This is a genomic window from Bradyrhizobium sp. NBAIM14, from assembly GCF_020193895.1.
GTDB classification, from domain to species: Bacteria; Pseudomonadota; Alphaproteobacteria; order Rhizobiales; family Xanthobacteraceae; genus Bradyrhizobium; species Bradyrhizobium yuanmingense.
This window is the reverse complement of sequence record NZ_JADYVQ010000005.1, coordinates 19955-36853: the sequence shown is the minus strand read 5'-3', so window position 1 is coordinate 36853 and position 16899 is coordinate 19955. Positions and strand designations below refer to the sequence as shown.

Here is a 16899-nt window from a genome sequence, read left to right as displayed (position 1 = left end):
GGCGCGTCACTCGCAGGTCAGCTGCTGCTCGAACCAGCCGCTCAACCGATCCGACAGGGACGGCCACACCCGCCGGAAGCTGTCGAGCTTGCCGACATTGGCGCGGTACATCGCCCGCAATTCCCGCTCGACGGCCACCAGGTCGACGCTCGTGCAGCCCCCTTCCCTCACGATGGTCTTGCCGGCGACGACGACCTCCTTCACCAGCGACGCATTGCCGCGCGCGAACAGCAGCGCCATGGGATCGACCGGCATGATCTGGTCTCGATCGAGCCGGTCAAGATCGATCACGACGTAGTCGGCGGGATTGCCCGCGGCGAGCTCACCATTCCCGGGCGCCCCGGTCGCATGGCGTCCGTTGCGGATGGCGAGCGAAAACATCTCGGCCGGCGTCCATGTCGCCTTGAAGCCGAGGCCGCCGTGGACCATCTGCACCAGCCGCATCTCGCGCAAAATGTCGTCGTCCTCGTCCAAAGCCAGCCCGTCGACGCCGACGGCGATGGCACAGCCGCATCCGTGCGCGGCGGCGATCGGGGCGAGGCCCGAACGCAGGTGCATGTTCGAGCTGAAATTGGTGACGATGCGCGCGCCGGAGGCCGCGATCATCTCGAGCTCTTCGGGGCGGGCGTGAATGCAATGCGCCAGCGTCAGCCGCTCGGAGAGAAAGCCGACGTCGCGAAGCCAGCGCACCATGTCCGGAAAGTGCTGGTCGGCCCAGGCGCGCTGATAAACTGTTTCCAACAGATGCATGTGAATGCGGCGACCGGTCCGCGCGGAGTTCTCCGCGACGGCCTCCAGCAGCGGCTTCGAGCACCATTGCACACCGGCCGGCCCGAGCTGCACGTCGACCATCGGTCCGGCGATGGCTGCGGCAATTGCGTCGGTCAGCTCGATATAGGCCTTCGGCGACAGCGGCGCGCGAACGAAGAGATCCTCGATCGTCTTGCGATCGTCCCCGGGAAGCCCTGAAAGCACCGGCTCGGCATCACCGTAGACGATGGGGTTCTGGTCGCGCACCGCCATTGCAAACGCCATGCGAATCCCGACGTCGGATGCGGCCTTCGCGATGGTCTTAGCCTCGTCCAGCAGCGGCATCGTCCCGCTCGGACGCGTGTAATGGACCATCATCGCCGCGCAGCCTGCCTTGGCGGAACGGGCCAATGCCGAGACGGCTGTCAGATAGGGATCGACCGGCGAGCCCAGCGCGGTGCGCAAAATCCAGCTTTCCAGGGGCATGCCGACCGCACCGAAGGACGACGCCGTGGCACGGGCATGATCATGGGCGTTGACGAAGGCGGGGATGACGAAGGAGCGAGGCGCCGGCCCCGCTCCTTCCGAGATTTCGGTGATGACGCCCTCGTCGTGCCGCAGCACGACGTTCTCGCTGACGCCACGGTCAGGGCCACGGAACAGGCTGGTTGCCGAGATCTCCGTGGCCATGGCTGTTCCTCCAATCTCAGTTGGCAGTGTACACCAGTTCCCGCTCCGCGCGCGGCGGCAGGAATTCGCGCGAGAACACCTCCGCCGGCGTCGGCGCACGGGCGAGCTGATAGCCCTCGACCACGATGCCGATCGCGCGCGTCATCCGGTCGTCCTTGATGTCGCCGATGCCGATCTCCTTCATCTCCGGCGAGACGATCAGCTTCTCGAAGGAATATTGCAGCCGGCGCTTCTCCACCTCGGCGTTGATGAGGTTGTCGTAGTTCAGTGCCGCCTTCATGCCGGCATTCTGGTCCTTGGCAATCGCGATCGCACCCTTGTTGATGGCGCGCACCAGGCCCGCCACGGCCTTCGGATTCGAGGCGATCAGCTTGCGGGAGACCATCACGCCGTTGGAGTAGAGATCGAGGCCATATTCACCGAAGGAGAACCATTTGAAGTCCTTGTCCGGATCCTGGCGGTTGAGCACCAGATTGAAATAGCTGGTGATGTTGAAGACGAGGGCCGCATCGATGTCACCCTTGATCAGCATCGGCTCCTGCAGGTTCGGCGCCATGTTGGAGATCTTGATCTTCTCGCCGTCGAGCCCGTTCTTGCGGGTGAACACCGGCAACAAGCGCGTGGTCGGCGTGCCCTGCGCACCGCCGAGCGTGCGGCCTTCGAAATCCTTGATGGTGTTGATGCCGCTGCTCTTCTTGGCGACGATGGCGAACGGCGGCTGATTCCACATCATGTAGACCATGACGGGCGCCTCCTGCGGCTTGGTCGAGGCGTTCTGGATGATGGCGTTGACGTCGCCGAAGCCGGCGTCATAGGCGCCCGACATCACGCGCGTGACGGTGGCGCCGGAGCCCTCGCCCTGATCGATGACGACGTTGAGGCCTTCCTCTTTGAAGAAGCCGTTGTCCTTGGCATAGAAGAAGGCAGCGTCGCTGCCCTGGGTTTTCCAGCCTAGCGTGAACTTGATCGTGGTCTCCTGCGCGGTGGCGGCGCCTGCGGATAGCGCCAATCCAAGCAGCGCGGCGGTTAACTTCCTCAACATCGAGACCTCCTCAGCTTCGTTGCGTGACGGTTCAAGAAATCAGGTGGCGATCACGTCGTTCTTGCGCGTGGCCCAGCCGGTGACCTGTCCTTCGATCAGCGAGAACACGACGTAGAGCGCGACACCGAGCCCGGCGAGCACGAACAAGCCCGCGAACACCAGCGGCACGTTGAAATTGGAGGACGCGGTCATCATGACGTTGCCGATGCCGCGGTTGGAGGCGACCGTCTCCGACAGCACCGCGCCGACGAAGGCGTAGGAGATCGCGACCTTCAGCGAAGCAAAGAAGAACGGCATGGTGCGCGGCAGACCGACATTCCAGAGGATATCGAGCTTGCTGGCGCCGAGCGCCTTCAAGACGTCCTCGAGCTCGGGCTCCGTGGTGGCAAGTCCCGTCGCGATATTGACCACGATCGGGAAGAAGCAGATCGACAGCGCAGTCAGCACCGCCGGCACCGTGCCGGAGCCGAACCACAGCACAAAGATCGGCACCACCGCGACCTTGGGGATCGAGGAGAAGCCGATCAGCAGCGGATAGCAGGTGTCGTAGGCCGTCTTCGACACGCCGATGATCGCGCCGAGGGCGACGCCGAGCGCGACGCCAAGCACGAAGCCGAGCATGGTGGTGGCGAGCGTCTGCACGATGTGCGGCCACAGCACCGGGAAGCGCTGGACCAGCGTCACGAAGACCTGCGAGGGCCGCGGCAGCACCAGGTCGGACATGCCGGTCATCAGGCAGAACAGCTCCCAGGCGACGAAGAACAGCACGATCAGCCCCGCCGACCACGCTTTCTGCCTGACATCGATCCCGAACATCAGCCTGCCCCCTGCTCAGCGGCGCTGCGCGCATCCTCGATGAAGGCGCGCAGCTTCTGGTTCAGCGCGACGAAATCCGGCTCGAACGTCATCGCGACCGTGCGCGGCCGCGCGAAGTCGACCCGGCTGTCGTCGAGGATGCGGCCGGGACGCGCGCTCATCACACAGATGCGGCTGGCAAGGAAGCCGGCTTCGCGCAGATCGTGCGTGACCAGCAGCACCGTCGGCTTGTGCGTCATCCAGAGGTTCTGGAGGATCGCCCAAAGCTCCTCGCGCGTGAACTGGTCGAGCGCACCGAAGGGCTCATCCAGCAGCAGCATGCGCGGCTCGTGGATCAGCGCACGGCAGAGATTGGCGCGCTGGAGCATGCCGCCGGAGAGCTGCCAGGGATAGCGGTTGCCGAACCCTTTGAGGCCGACCTGCTCCAGCAGCGCATTGGCCTTGTCGCGGAATTCGGTCTTGCGCAGCTTGCGGAACTTCGAGCGGAACGGCTCGACGATCTTCAGCGGCAGCATGATGTTCCGCTCGATCGTCATCCACGGCAGCATGGTCGGGTTCTGAAAGGCCATGCCGACCCGCATCGCCCGTGCCGCCACCTCGCGGCCGCCGACGATGACGACGCCGCTGGTCGGCTGCACCAGGCCGCTGACCAGCCGCAAAATGGTCGATTTGCCGCATCCGGATGGGCCGACCAATGCGACAAACTCGCCGTCGGCGATCTTGAGCGTGGTCTTCGACAAAGCAGGCACGGCGCGGTCGCCGCGCCCGAAGGTCACCGAGGCCTCCGACAGCTCGATGGCGATCGTCGCAGAGCCTTCGGGAACGGGCTGGCCGTCGAACTGGGCGTTGGGTTGCATGCGCATCACGGAAAAAAGTGCATGCAAGCTGGATGCCAGCGATCGAGCCCCGCGAAATCAAAGGCCTAGCCGAATCCGCGCCAAACCGCCGGATTCGATTTAGGCAGTCCGGAGGCCAAACTGCATGCAATTGGAGCGCTGAATCGACGCGAGCCTGTGCTAAAGAGAGAGATCACTCCCAGGGGATTCGCCGATGGCGGCACGCGCCAGCAGCAAGACTTCTGAATCGTCGGACAAGGTCAGCGTGATCTGCCGCGCGCTCCGGCGCGCCATCATCGAGCAGGCGCTGGAGCCCGGCGCCAAGCTGCCGGAAGATGCGCTCGGCGAACGTTTCGGCGTCAGCCGCACCATTGCCCGCCATGCGCTGGGTCAACTCGCCGCCGAAGGCCTGGTCGAGCTCCGCCGCAACCGGATCGCCGTGGTGGCGACGCCGAGCTGGCAGGAGGCGCGCGATGCCTTCGACATCCGCATCGAGCTCGAACGCCTCGTCGTGCGCCAGCTCGCGGGCAAGCTGACCAAGGCGCAGATCGCCGAGCTGAACGCCCATGTCGATGCCGAGGATCGCGCCCGCGGCGGCACGGATGCGGTGTCGATCCGACTCGCGACCGAATTCCACATTCTGCTCGCCCATATGACGAACAGCCCGATTCTGGTGCGCTATGTCAGCGAGGTCGCCTATCGCTGCTGCCTGACGCTGTCGCTGTACAGCCGGCCGCATTCCACCGAATGCGCCATCAACGAGCACCGCGCCATCATCGCGGCGCTTGCCAAGGGCGATGCGGCCAAGGTGATGGAATTGATGCATCATCACCTGGATTCGGTGGCCAATCGTGCGCTGGTCGCTCCCACTCCGCAGCGTGGCCGCGATCTGCTCGACATCCTCGCACCCTATGCGGACGAGGTGACGAGCAATCGGGTGATCAAGCTGCCGAAGCTGGCTCGACGGAGTTAGGCCTCGATGCCGCGCTGGACGAGGATGCGCTCGGCGCTGTCGTTCCAGACATCCATCTTCACGATCTGCCCGTCCCTCACGACGAAGCGATCGACATAGCGGTTGCCCTCGAACGGCGTGCCGTCCATCCATTCGCCATAGAGCGTGCCGACGCTGTAGACGACGGTCTCGTCCGTGCCCGGGCAGACGTCGAACCGGTCCATCTTCTTCTTGACCCAGCGATAGCGTTTCGCGTTGAAGCCGGTCGGCCCGCGCGGATGGTCGAACGCGCGCCCGCCGGTGAACGTGATCACCGTGCCCGGCTTCATATAGGCCGCAGCGGCGTCGGGATCCGGTATCATCGAAGCGGTAAGATAGGCTTCGACAATCTCGGCGTCGGTCATCGGGCTTTCGGATTTTGCGGCAGTAGACATCGCGGGATTCTCTCCGGATGCCGCTATCTTACAATCCGGGCCTCAAAGTGCATGCACAATTTTTGGACAATCCAGCCCCAGCATTGCACACAATCTGGAGCTGCCCGCCCCCACGGCTTCCGCTAGGCTGCCACGGCTGAATCCAACGCCATGACCACCCAAGCCACCTTCGACCTGATCTTCCGCAACGCGCTGTTGCGCTCTTCCGCCGCACCGGTCGATATCGGGGTGAAGGACGGCCGCATCGCCGCGATCGCGCCCAAGCTGGCCTGCGAGGCCGCCGACGTCGATCTCGGCGGCCTCCTCGCCCTGCCCGGCTTCGTCGACACCCACATCCATCTCGACAAGGCCTGCCTGCTCGGCCGCTGCGGCCACGATCACGGCAGCGTCTCGGAGGCGATCCGCGCCGTCGCCGCGATGAAGAAGGATTTCACGATCGAGGACGTCTACGCACGCGGCGCAAGAGTGCTCGAACGCGCCATCGTCAACGGCACGACGCGCATGCGCACGCATGTCGAGATCGACCCTCGCATCGGCCTTCGCGGCTTCGAGGCGGTCAAGGCGCTGAAGCGCGATTACGCCTGGGCGATCGATCTCGAGCTCTGCGTCTTCCCGCAGGAAGGCCTCACCAATGATCCCGGAGCGGAGGAGCTGCTGATCCAGGCGCTTCGCGAGGGTGGTGAAGCCATCGGCGGCTGCCCCTACATGGACACCGACCCGAACGCGCACCTTGCGCGCATCTTCGACCTTGCCGGGGAATTCGACATCGACGTCGACCTCCATCTCGACTTCGACCTCGATCCCTCCTGGTGGCATCTCGACGAGGTCTGTCGCCAGACCGAGCAGCGCAATTATGGCGGACGCGTCGCGATCGGCCATGCCACGAAACTGTCGGCCTTGCCCCGCGAACGGATGAAGGCGGCCACTGCGCAACTGGCAAGGTCAGGCGTTGCGGTCACCGTCCTGCCCGCGACCGATCTCTATCTGATGGGGCGCGAGGCCACGCACAACGCGCCGCGCGGGCTGACCCTCGCCCACAAGCTTGCCGGCGACGGCGTGCTCTGCTCGGTCGCGACCAACAACGTGCTCAATCCCTTCACGCCGTTCGGCGATGCCTCGCTGCTGCGGATGGCGAACTTCTACGCCAACGTCGCGCACGCCTCTGTCAGCGACTTCGACACCTGCCTGGACCTCGTGACCGAGCTGCCGGCCCGGCTGATGAACCTCGCCGACTACGGCATCGAGGTCGGCAATCCCGCCGATCTGATCGTGCTCGATACCAGGGACAGCCGACTCGCGATCGCCGAGCTGCCCGACGTCCTGATGGGCTTCAAGCGCGGCCGGCAGACATTTGCACGGCCGCGGCCGACCCTGTTCAAGAGCTGAGCGCGTTTCGCGGCCGATATTTCGGGCATCGCGCGCACGACCTGATCGGCCGCGGGGCCACGGCAGTTCGATTTTACCGCCGGTCCGCGCCGACCCGAGTTCGGTAGAATCCCGGACCGTAGCTCAACGCATTGCGAGGCAGGCCGCGCCGCCGTAACTAGGACGTGCACTGACAATCTGCGTTCAGTGGGGAAGTATGAGTCTGTTCAGCGCATTCAGCAGCATCGATGATTCCGTCCACGCCCGAACGCCGACCGATACGGCGGTGAAGCGGCTGGACGGCATCGGCCACGTTCTCTCGGGCCTCGACATCTCGGCCATCCAGACGCAGGCCGACGTGAACCGTACGCTCTGGACGCTCGATGCCGCCAGCAAGTGCGTTCGCGCCGTGCTGGCGGAGTTCCGCACCCAGCCGGCCACCGAGCAGCTCGTCCGTAAATCCCGCAATCTGATCGACCTCATCGAACGCGCGCGTGACCAGGTCGGGAGCTTCGAATCCCGCGACCCGGTCCTGAGCTGACTATTTCGTCCGATTGATCTTCGCCAGGATCCGGTCCGCCTCGGTGCGCCAGTCCGCACTGCGGGCGAATTCGCTGCTGCCCCTCAACCCGAACAGCCCCTCATCGGCGAGATCAGCCATCCAGGCCTGCCGCTCGGCCGTGCCTTGCGCCGACCATGGCGTCAGCCCCGCCTCGCGCACGGTCTCGGCAACCTCCCGCACCTCTTCGGCCCGGCGGCGGCCGTGCTCGATCACGCGCTGGAAGCAATAGGCGCCCAGCTCCTCCCAATCGATCCCGGGGAACGTCTCCGCAAGCGAAGGCAACACCGCATCCTCGACACCATAGGCGCGCGCTGTCGTGAAGCTCTCGATGACCATGGCCTCCAGGCCCTTGATCATGATGCTGCGGCACATTTTGACGGCCGAGGACACGCCGAGCTTGTCACTGGCAACCTTGGCCGCGAAACCGATCGCGTTCAGCAGCGGCTCGAGCTCTCTCGCGCCGGGTCCGCCGAGCAGCAAGGGCACCTTGATGCGATAAGGCGGCACCGAGGTCATCACCGCGCCCTCGACATAGCGCCCGGCGGCACCGTCGATCAGCGCCGCCGCGCGCTGCTTGGCGCCGGGAGAGGCCGAGTTGAAATCGAGAAACCAGGTGCCCTGGTTGATCGCCGTCGCACAGGCCTCTGCGACCGGCACGGCCTGGCTCGCCGTGACGGCGGAGATGATGAAGTCGGATTTCGCGGTCAGCTCGGCGTGAGAGGTCGCAAGAGCGACAGCGAATTTCGCCGCATGCTCCTGCAGCGGCACACCCTGCTCGCCTCCGAGCTTGATATCGTAGGCTGAGACTTTGATGTCCTGCTGGCGCAAATCCTCAGCCAGTATCCTGCCGACCTCGCCATAGCCGACCAACCCGATCTGCCAGCGCCTGGGATCACCTGCCATCAGTTCAGCCCTCGTGTCGTCTCGTCGAAGAGTTCCTCTACCGCATAGCGGCGCGGGATCAGTGCCTGCTGGAATGCGTAGTCGACGATCAGCTCGAGCGGTTTTCTGTTGACCTCGATCCCGAACGGAACGAGGTCGGGCGTTGCCGCCGGCCCTGCCTGCGCCTTGCTCCGCTTCAAGAGATCATAAACGCCGGCGACCACGTCGGGGCGCGATTTCGCGAGGCTCTCGGTCACGACCACGAGATGATTGACCGGCACGACGCTGCGCCGCGCATACCATCGGGCGGCCTCTGCGGCCGGATCGGGAAACAACGGCTTCAGCTTGGGATCATCGGAGGTCTCGCCCAGAACGGCATCGAGCTCGCCGTCGCGCAGCATCTGCAGGATCTTCTTGTCCTTCGGCGCGCGCTCGGTGGTGTCGACATATTCGGCGACATGCGGATCCTCGAAGGTTATCCAGCGAATCCTGTCGAGATCGACGCCGCAATCGTTGGCGAGGATGCCCCTGATCCAGGCGCCCGTCGTGGTCGTGAAGGAGCGGATACCGACGCGCTTGCCTTCGAGATCAGTGGGCCCGAGCGTCCCATGCGCGGGATTATAGAGAGCGTAGGAATGCTGGAAGCGGCCGAGCATGGTCGCCGGCAGCAGCACCAGCGGCTTGCCGTGCGCTTTCGCCATCAGATAGGTGACGATCGCCATCTCGCAGACGTCGAAGGCCTGCTCGCGCACCATTGGCTTGAACGCCGTGTTGGTCGGCGTGTACGCGACGAAGTCGAGATCGAACAGGTCGGAGCGGAGCGCGCCGCTCTTCACCGCCTCGACGTGAGGGTGGCTGCCGAGCACGGCTTTCAGCCTGATGGTGCGGACCGGCGTCACGCCAACTCCTCCGCCACGGTCGGAAACAGGCGCTGATAGGCCTCACCATAGGTCATGGGAACGCCGGTGTTGCGGCTGCCTTGGATGCCGCGGTTCAGCGCGACGCGCTCGTAATAGCCCCAGAGATGTTTTTGCGCAGCGAGAATCTGGAACGCCTCATACTTCTCCTTCCAGACTTCGTCGATCTTGAGGATCGTGTCCGGCTTGTAATTGCACTGCTCGGGCTGATGCGGCTCGAACAGGAACACCGGCGGGGTCGAATATTTGTACTGCGCGCCGGGCTTGTGGCCCATGGCCTGCGCGACCACGCGCGTCTCCTGCGCGAAATGCGCGGCGTTCGGATGGTCGAAATTATAGGGGTCTTCCAGCGCATGCGTCAGGACGAAGCTCGGATTGAGCTCGCGGTAGATGTCCACCATACGATCGAAATGCGCCTCGGTGAGCTTCAGCGGATAGTCACCGCAATCGAAGAACTCGATTTCGGCGCCCAGTAGCCGGGCTGCCCGCTCCGCTTCGTCCTTGCGGCCGGCCTTGACCGATTCCAGCGTCGCGCCCTGCTCCTTCCAGGCGAACTGGCTCTCGCCGCGCTCGCCGAAGGACAGGCACACGATCTTCACGCGATAACCTTTCTTCGCGTGTAGCGCGATGGCGCCGCCGGCGCGCCAGACGAAATCGCCGGGATGGGCGGTGACGACGAGGCCTGTTTTCATGGGCTACTCCTTTTCGTTCGTATGCATCCGCCAGCGTCCGCAACGCATGTCGCGCAACGTCTCGTCACGCTTCGAACCCGAACAGGCGCGCGGGATTGTCGACCAGAATCTTCGTCTTGAGCTCCGGCTCCGGCGCGAACAGCGGGATCAAATCGACGAGATCGCCGTCATTCGGCATCACCCTGACGTTGGGATGGGGCCAGTCCGTGCCCCAGATGACGCGATCCGGCGCGGTCTCGACGATCTCTCGCGCGAACGGCACCGCATCGGTGAACGGCGGACCGATAGAGGACACCCGCTCCGAGCCGCAGATCTTCACCCAGCACTTGTCATCGCGCTGCATCAGCTCGATCAGGATCTTGAACGGCAGCTGGTCGAGCCCGTCTGCCGCCTTCACCCGGCCCATATGGTCGATGGTGTAGGTCAGGGGCAGCCTTGTCAGCATGTCGGCATATTCGGGCAGATCGATCGCATCGAAATGCAGGTCGATGTGCCAGCCGAGCGGCGTGACCATCGCGACGATGCGGTCGAAGACGCGCTTGTCGGGGACGCCGCCGAGATGGCGGACGAAATTGAAGCGGCAGCCGCGAAAACCGCCCTCGTGCAGGACGCGCAGGTCGCGCTCGGTGATGGTATCGTCGATGTTGGCGACCGCCCGGTAGGCGCCATTGCTCTCAGCGATCGCATCGAGCGCCACCCTGTTGTCGGTGCCGTGCACGCTGGCATTGACGATGACGGCGCGCTCCACGCCGAGCTTGGCATGCAGCGCGCGAAAATCGTCCAGCGGCGCATCCGGCGGCGTGTAGGAACGCTCCGGCGCGTAAGGGTATTTCGCGCCGGGCCCGAAGATGTGGCAATGCGCGTCACACGACAGCTTCGGCAGCCTGAACTTCGGCGTGCGCGTATCAGGATCGGGCGGTGGAATGGTCGGCGTGTACATCATCGTCATGAGGTGAACCGCCGAAGCGAGATTTCTTGTTTCACGCCTTGCCGGCGACGACCGGCCGCCGCCGCGCCGGCGCGGCCTCATCCAGCGCCGGCGCCTGGAAGGCGGCGACGGTGGCCTGCACCAATTGTTCGATGGCGCAAGCGGCATCGCTGCCGTCGGCCTCGCCGCGCGACAGGCGCGACACGCGCTCCGGCGTCACCAGCGAATAATAGAGTGCGCCGAGCAGGAAGTGACTGCGCCAGACGATGTCCGTGCGCGGAATGTGCGGCAGGCTCTCGTGCACCGCGTCGATGAAGGCGTGGCTGGTGTCGTCGAAGGTCTGCGCGATGATCTTTCGCGCGACCTCGTTACCTTCCGCCGACATCACCGCGCGCAGCCGCGTGAAACGCGCCCCGCCGCCGGCGAGATCGCTGCCCGAGGTGAAGGCCGGCACCACATAAGCCCGAACGATCGCCTCCAGCCGGTCCTGGAGATCGCGCACGCGCTTTGCGGCCGCGAGCAGCTCGGAACGGCGCAGATTCATCGGCCCGCAATGACGCCGGTAGATCTCCAGCAGCAAACCGTCCTTGGTCTTGAAATGATAGGTCACGCTGCCCGGATTTGCCCCGGCAGCTTGCGCAATGTCGCGCACCGATACGGCATTGAAGCCGTTGGTGGCGAACAGCTCCTCCGCGGCGGCGAGGATCGCCTCGCGCATGTTCGGCTTGCGGGCCGCTTCCTTGGTGGGCTTGCGTACCATGAGATTTGTACTATCGTACAAAAGATCAGGTCTCGTCAACAAGAACGTGGCAATGGCGGGACGACGCAGGCGCGTAAGCGCCGTTCAGTGACTGGCGCTCGCCCGCATCTTTTCCGGCGGTGCGGGACGCAGTCCGAGATCGCCCTCTCCGTCTCCCGACGGGATCAGGATGGCGCGGTCGCGCGGCAGCGCCTCCGGCATCTCGTCGCGGATGAAGGCGATGAGCTTCTCCCTGATCTCGCAGCGCAGGTCCCACGACTGCGGTGCGTTCCTGGCACTGACCAGCGCCCGAAGCTCGATGGTGCGCGAATCGGCATCGATCACCTGGAGATTCACCACCTCCCCGTCCCACAGCTTCGACTGCTTCACCGCCTCCTCCAGCCAGCGTCGGATGCGCGGGACGTCGGCGCGATAGTCGACATGCAGCGCGACGACGCCGATGAGGGATGCGGTGTCGCGCGTCCAGTTCTGGAACGGCTTTTCGATGAAGTAGGACAGCGGCACCACCATGCGGCGCCAATCCCACAGCCGGATCACGACATAGGTCGAGGCGATATCCTCGATCCAGCCCCATTCGTTCTCGATGATCACGGCATCCTCGATGCGGATCGGCTGGGTGATCGCGATCTGCAGGCCGGCGATCAAATTGCTCAGCAGCGGGCGCGCGGCAAGGCCGACGATGATGCCGGCAGCACCTGCGGAGGCGAACAGGCTGACTCCGTATTGCTTCACGGAGTCGAACGTCATCAGCGCGGCGGAGACCGTGATGATGACGATGATGGTGTCGGTGACGCGCTTGAACACGCGCACCTGCGTGACGTGCTTGCGCGCGACGAAATTCTCGGTGACATCGCGAAAGTTCTGCAAGTAGCGCGCCGCGCTCATGTCGACGATCCGGATCGAGATCCAGCCGATCAGCGCGATGAAGGCCACGACGAACAGCCGCGTCAGGGGGGTGCGGATCGTATCGTCGAGCGGCGCCAGCGGCAGCACCATTGCGACGGCGGCAAGGCAAAGCGCCATTTGCGCGGGGCCTGCCGTGCGCTCGATGAACACGCTCAAGAGCGGAAGCCGCGTTCCGAAAGCGCGGTTGAGCAGCCAGGTGGCAACCCGGTAGACGAGCAGGGCAAGAAGGATCGCGCCGGCAACCAGGGTGAGGCCGATGAACCATGACGGTATCCAGCCGAACATCCTGTCGATATCGGCCGTCAGAGCCTGCCAATCCATGGATCGTCCCCATCATTGCACTCACGCAACCCGCACAACGCATCCCGGCCGGCTTCGCTCCCCCGCCCCGTGCAATGCAGCATCCCGCAGGTGCAACCGTCGCTGAGCTGCGCTAGGCTTGCCGCCATGACTCGACGAACCGGCAGCGCCGATCTTCCTCTTCACACTGGCCGGGTTCCGCCCTGGCTGGCAAGTCGCATGTCCTCGCTCGGGGCGATCGTCACCCAGGCGATCGTGCATCATTACGGCCGCGACGCATTTCTACAGCGCCTGTCGCATCCATTCTGGTTCCAGTCGTTTGGCGCCGTGATGGGAATGGACTGGCACTCCTCCGGCATCACCACCTCCGTGATCGGCGCGCTGAAGCGCGGGCTCGGACCGCTCCAGGACGAGCTCGGGATTTACGTCTGTGGCGGTCGCGGTCAGCATTCGCGCAAGACGCCGGACGAGCTGTTGCAGCTCGGCGACCGCGTCGGATTCGACGGCGTCAAGCTGACCCGGGCCAGCCGTCTGGTCGCCAAGGTCGACAGCGCCGCAGTCCAGGACGGCTTTGACCTTTACCTGCACGGCTTCTTCGTCACCACTGAGGGCAAATGGACGGTGGTGCAGCAGGGCATGAACGGCGACAAGCGGCAGGCGCGGCGCTATCACTGGCACTCCGAGGCACTGAAGAGCTTTGTCGATACGCCGCACAGCGCAATCGACGGGCCGCAGCAGGGGGAGATCGTCAATCTCACCGATCATCGCGCCGATCTATCTCGGACGGCACAGCTCGAGCTGCTCTCCGACCTCGGTCCGGATCGCATCGTCTCCGAATTCGAGCGGCTCACGGGGACCCCGTCCACGCCGGCGCAAGGCATGCTGCCGCATCTGATCATGCCTCCGCATCATGATGTGCGGCCGAAGGACGTGTTCGCGCGCCGCCTGCACGGCACACTCGCCGCTGCAGCCGAACGCGGCCCGGCGGATTTTCCGGAGCTGCTGCTGACGCCGGGCGTCGGCGCGCGCACGGTGCGCTCGCTCGCGATGGTTGCCGAGGTCGTGCACGGCGCGCCCTATCGCTTCACCGACCCCGCCCGTTTCTCGCTCGCCCATGGCGGCAAGGACCGGCATCCCTACCCCGTTCCGATCAAGGTCTATGACGAGACCATCCGGGTGCTGAAGGGCGCGATCCACAACGCGAACCTCGGGCGAGAGGAAGAGATGCAGGCGATCAAGCGCCTCGACGACCAGGCGCGGCGGTTGGAGCGGACCGCGCGCGGGCCTTCGGTCGAGGCTTTCATCGCCGGTGAACGAGCGGCCTCACCGGATCTCGACGGCCGCTCGGTGTTCGGCTGGGAGCGCGACCTTGCGCCCACAAAAAAGCGGACCGGCTGAACACCGGTCCGCAAGTCGGCGGAAGGAACGCCCTCTCAGGTCTCGTCGGCCTCCGGCTTCTCATCGAGCCGGTTTGCTGCGTGGTCCTGATATTGTTCGGTCTGGATGGACTTGCCGTCCATGCCGCGAATGTCCGAATGCTGTTTCTTGTCTCGGTTGGACAGGACCATGTTGTCGCCGATCATCTCCTTCGGCACGTCGGTCAATGCGCCGGTGCCGTCGCCCTTGCCATGCATGCCCGATCTGAAGTGCGTCTTGCTGCCATGCCCACCAGGCATCAGTCTCTCCTCTCTTCCGATGATTTAGTGCTTCTGTTGTGCCGTCGTCGGTTTGGGCGGCTTGTGGCCGCTCTGGCCGGGATCGTTGTGCTTGTTGTGATCGCTCTCCTGGTTGAGACCGCCGCGGCTCACTGGAAACTCGCTGTGACGAGCTTCGGGGTTGGCACGATGGACGCGCGTATCTTGCGGGTTATGACCGGCGGCCTGTTCGAGTTCTCGCGCATCCGGAACATCTGGCTTCCGCTCGAGGATGCGCACTTGCTGTTCGTGAGTCTTCTTTCCCTGCATTGTGGGCCTCCAATCTTACCGGCCTCTTCGGGGCGAACCGCTCCGCGCGACATCCTTGTCGATACCGCCACCGGCGTTCACGTCGTTTTCGACGTCGCCTTCGATCGTGTTCTCGCCCAAGACGTCCTCGAGGTCGTCAGGCGAAACGCCTGCCCTGTTCGCGCCATTGGATCCGCCGATCAGGGGGTTGTCATGCAGGTCCTTCTCGGTCGGCGCGTACAGCTTGGGTTGCTTGTTGGCCATGTCACCTGCCTCCGCCCTTTCCGGCCTCGTCGTGCGTGTGATGGGAATCGCGCTCGCCACCGCCGCCGGAAACCCGGCTGTGGCTGCGCTGCGGATCGTCCGCCGGCGGCTTCTTCACCTGAAGCGGTGCCTTCGCGTTCTCATGCGAGGCGCCGGGTCCGCCCTGTCGAATGCTGTTCGGTGTCTTCGTGGATGTCGACATGAATGTCGTCCTCCTCAGCGATCTTGCTGATAGCCTTGGTTGGTCGTGTTCTGCTTGATGTTGCCCTGCTGTCCCTGCTGATCTGGATTCTGTACACGCTCCTGACCGTGCGGCATCTGATCGGCGGACATCTGCTTGCGATCGCCGGTTCCCTTGCGGCTCTGATTGTCCGGTGGAACAGGTGGCATCTTGCTGGCCATGATCTGGTCTCCCGTTAAGACGTCGATCTGCGACATGCGCCCCAAGGAACTCCCCTCCGCGTCATGTCGGGATGACAACAGCACGAACGGCACACCGTTCCTGGCCGATCACAACAGGCAAAGATTTTCCGAAAGGGCGCCGCCGACGTCAGTTCGCCGCGGTGAGGGAACGATCGTGCCTCGTTCCGCTGCGTGCAGTCGTCTCTGTTCCGCGGCCCTCTGCCGTGACGGGAAGCTTCGCGATCGCGCGCAAGCCCGGCCGCCTGCGCCAGCGGATTTCAGCGGCATCGACGGCAAGACTCAATTTCGGCCAACGCACGAACAGCGCCTCCAGCGCACAGGCCGCCTCGATGCGCGCGAGCTGATGGCCGAGACAGAAGTGGATTCCCGTGCCGAACGAGATATGGCGGTTCGGCTTGCGTTCGAGATCGAGGGTCTCGGGACGATCATGTACCGCGGGATCCATGTTCGCAGCGGCGAGCATCACCATGACGCGATCGCCCTTCTTCAGGCGCACGCCCTCGACCTCGACATCGCGCCGCACGTAGCGCGGCTTGGAGAATTGCACCGGTGAGACGAAGCGCAGAAACTCCTCGACTGCGAGCCCGACACGGCTCCAATCCTGTTCCAGCCAATCGCGCCGTTCGGGATTCCTGAGCAGCTCGTAGATGGAACCGCTGATGAGATGGGTGGTGGTTTCCGATCCCGCCCCGAGCAACAGAAACACCATCGAGACCATTTCATCCGGCGTGATCTGGCCGCCTTCGCGCTCGACCTGAATCAGCTCGGCAATCAGGCCCTCGCCGCCCTGGACACGCGCGATCTGCAACTGCTGCTCGAGGTAGGCGCGCATCTTGCGCACCGCGAACAGCAGGCGGAAGAAGCTGACGACATTCGTCAGCGAGGATATCGCGTTGGCCCAGGCGATGAACTTTGGACGATCTGCGAGCGGCAGGCCGAGCAGCTCCGAGATCACCGCGAGCGGCAGGATGCGCGCATAGCGCTGGACCAGATCGGCCGGGGATCCTTGCGCGAACAGCTCGTCGGCCAGACCGTCAGCGATGGCCCGGATGCGCGGCTCCATCGCAACGATCGCGCGGCGGCGAAACGCTTCGTCGACGATGCTGCGCAGCCGCGTGTGATCCGGCTCGTCCATCGTCAGCATGTTGTTGGCGATGGTCCTGACGAATCTCGGCATCCACCAGCGCAAGCCCGCGATGTCGCCATCCTCCTTGCGCAACGTGAAGGTCGCGCCGTCCTTCAGGACCTGCGCGGTGGCGTCATGAGTCGTGGTGATCCAGACATTGCCGACGATGGGAAACCGCGTCGCGACCACGGGTGCGGACATGCGCAATTTCGCGATCGCCTTGGGCGGATCGCGAAAGAAGGCCTCGCTGGTGAAATCGAGGCGCGCTGTCATGGGATCACCGGAACGATTGGTGGCGTATCACCGAGATG

General features: G+C 64.5%; 21 protein-coding genes. 4 read left to right on the top strand and 17 right to left on the bottom strand.

The genetic code is table 11. The features are described from left to right. Positions 1-6: 6 nt before the first annotated feature. From I6F28_RS14470 to I6F28_RS14455, 4 genes are read right to left on the bottom strand one after another with little or no spacing between them, the layout of a single operon-like run. Complete coding sequence (locus I6F28_RS14470) at positions 7-1440, bottom strand: amidohydrolase family protein (RefSeq protein ID WP_225140173.1); 1434 nt, start codon at positions 1438-1440, stop codon at positions 7-9. A 16-nt stretch (positions 1441-1456) separates the two neighbouring features. Then, on the bottom strand, positions 1457-2482 hold the full coding sequence (locus tag I6F28_RS14465) for an ABC transporter substrate-binding protein (protein ID WP_109144102.1): 1026 nt from the start codon (positions 2480-2482) through the stop codon (positions 1457-1459). A 39-nt stretch (positions 2483-2521) separates the two neighbouring features. Then, on the bottom strand, positions 2522-3298 hold the full coding sequence (locus I6F28_RS14460; protein WP_036001283.1) for an ABC transporter permease: 777 nt from the start codon (positions 3296-3298) through the stop codon (positions 2522-2524). Further along, positions 3298-4155 (bottom strand): ABC transporter ATP-binding protein, encoded by an 858-nt coding sequence (locus I6F28_RS14455; RefSeq protein WP_225140172.1) that lies wholly within the window; start codon positions 4153-4155, stop codon positions 3298-3300. Before I6F28_RS14455 ends, I6F28_RS14460 begins: the two co-directional genes overlap by 1 nt. A 193-nt stretch (positions 4156-4348) precedes the next feature. Here I6F28_RS14455 and I6F28_RS14450 point away from each other — a divergent pair, with 193 nt between their 5' ends. Continuing rightward, complete coding sequence (locus I6F28_RS14450) at positions 4349-5107, top strand: GntR family transcriptional regulator (RefSeq protein ID WP_057028867.1); 759 nt, start codon at positions 4349-4351, stop codon at positions 5105-5107. Here I6F28_RS14450 and I6F28_RS14445 read toward each other — a convergent pair. After that, entirely contained in the window at positions 5104-5520 is a 417-nt protein-coding gene (locus I6F28_RS14445; protein ID WP_225140171.1) for a nuclear transport factor 2 family protein, read from the bottom strand. The two genes, I6F28_RS14450 and I6F28_RS14445, sit on opposite strands and share 4 nt — an antisense overlap. Before the next feature lie 150 nt (positions 5521-5670). Here I6F28_RS14445 and I6F28_RS14440 point away from each other — a divergent pair, with 150 nt between their 5' ends. Together I6F28_RS14440 and I6F28_RS14435 are read left to right on the top strand one after the other, a co-directional pair. Further along, entirely contained in the window at positions 5671-6906 is a 1236-nt protein-coding gene (locus I6F28_RS14440; RefSeq protein WP_109144106.1) for an amidohydrolase family protein, read from the top strand. Positions 6907-7102: 196 nt separating this feature from the next. Continuing rightward, complete coding sequence (locus I6F28_RS14435; RefSeq protein WP_085968782.1) at positions 7103-7426, top strand: hypothetical protein; 324 nt, start codon at positions 7103-7105, stop codon at positions 7424-7426. On the opposite strand, the gene I6F28_RS14430 is transcribed toward I6F28_RS14435, so the two are convergent. From I6F28_RS14430 to I6F28_RS14405, 6 genes are all read right to left on the bottom strand, one after another. Then, positions 7427-8350 carry a DUF1932 domain-containing protein gene (locus I6F28_RS14430; RefSeq protein WP_225140170.1) on the bottom strand — a complete coding sequence of 308 codons (924 nt, stop codon included), beginning with the start codon at positions 8348-8350 and terminating at the stop codon, positions 7427-7429. Continuing rightward, on the bottom strand, positions 8350-9228 hold the full coding sequence (locus I6F28_RS14425) for a substrate-binding domain-containing protein (protein ID WP_225140169.1): 879 nt from the start codon (positions 9226-9228) through the stop codon (positions 8350-8352). Before I6F28_RS14425 ends, I6F28_RS14430 begins: the two co-directional genes overlap by 1 nt. After that, entirely contained in the window at positions 9225-9938 is a 714-nt protein-coding gene (locus I6F28_RS14420; protein ID WP_225140168.1) for a PIG-L deacetylase family protein, read from the bottom strand. The genes I6F28_RS14425 and I6F28_RS14420 overlap by 4 nt, the downstream gene beginning before the upstream one ends. Before the next feature lie 64 nt (positions 9939-10002). After that, complete coding sequence (locus tag I6F28_RS14415; RefSeq protein WP_225140167.1) at positions 10003-10887, bottom strand: amidohydrolase family protein; 885 nt, start codon at positions 10885-10887, stop codon at positions 10003-10005. Positions 10888-10918: 31 nt separating this feature from the next. After that, positions 10919-11626 (bottom strand): TetR/AcrR family transcriptional regulator, encoded by a 708-nt coding sequence (locus tag I6F28_RS14410; protein ID WP_225140166.1) that lies wholly within the window; start codon positions 11624-11626, stop codon positions 10919-10921. 84 nt (positions 11627-11710) lie between these two features. Beyond that, positions 11711-12853, bottom strand: coding sequence for a mechanosensitive ion channel family protein (locus tag I6F28_RS14405; protein WP_036001308.1), 1143 nt, complete (start codon positions 12851-12853; stop codon positions 11711-11713). 126 nt (positions 12854-12979) lie between these two features. On the opposite strand from I6F28_RS14405, the gene I6F28_RS14400 reads away from it, so the two are divergent. After that, on the top strand, positions 12980-14230 hold the full coding sequence (locus I6F28_RS14400; protein ID WP_225140165.1) for a DUF763 domain-containing protein: 1251 nt from the start codon (positions 12980-12982) through the stop codon (positions 14228-14230). Positions 14231-14265: 35 nt separating this feature from the next. On the opposite strand, the gene I6F28_RS14395 is transcribed toward I6F28_RS14400, so the two are convergent. The 6 genes from I6F28_RS14395 to I6F28_RS14370 form a co-directional block, all read right to left on the bottom strand. Further along, a complete protein-coding gene (locus I6F28_RS14395; protein WP_036001316.1) occupies positions 14266-14508 on the bottom strand; it encodes a hypothetical protein in 243 nt (80 codons plus the stop codon). 24 nt (positions 14509-14532) lie between these two features. Continuing rightward, complete coding sequence (locus I6F28_RS14390; protein WP_036001319.1) at positions 14533-14796, bottom strand: hypothetical protein; 264 nt, start codon at positions 14794-14796, stop codon at positions 14533-14535. Positions 14797-14811: 15 nt separating this feature from the next. Next, complete coding sequence (locus I6F28_RS14385; protein WP_225140164.1) at positions 14812-15039, bottom strand: hypothetical protein; 228 nt, start codon at positions 15037-15039, stop codon at positions 14812-14814. A gap of 1 nt (position 15040) precedes the next feature. Next, a complete protein-coding gene (locus I6F28_RS14380) occupies positions 15041-15241 on the bottom strand; it encodes a hypothetical protein (RefSeq protein ID WP_036001325.1) in 201 nt (66 codons plus the stop codon). A 14-nt stretch (positions 15242-15255) separates the two neighbouring features. Continuing rightward, complete coding sequence (locus I6F28_RS14375; protein ID WP_036001413.1) at positions 15256-15441, bottom strand: hypothetical protein; 186 nt, start codon at positions 15439-15441, stop codon at positions 15256-15258. 148 nt (positions 15442-15589) lie between these two features. Continuing rightward, positions 15590-16861 (bottom strand): cytochrome P450, encoded by a 1272-nt coding sequence (locus tag I6F28_RS14370; RefSeq protein WP_036001328.1) that lies wholly within the window; start codon positions 16859-16861, stop codon positions 15590-15592. Positions 16862-16899: the final 38 nt, after the last annotated feature.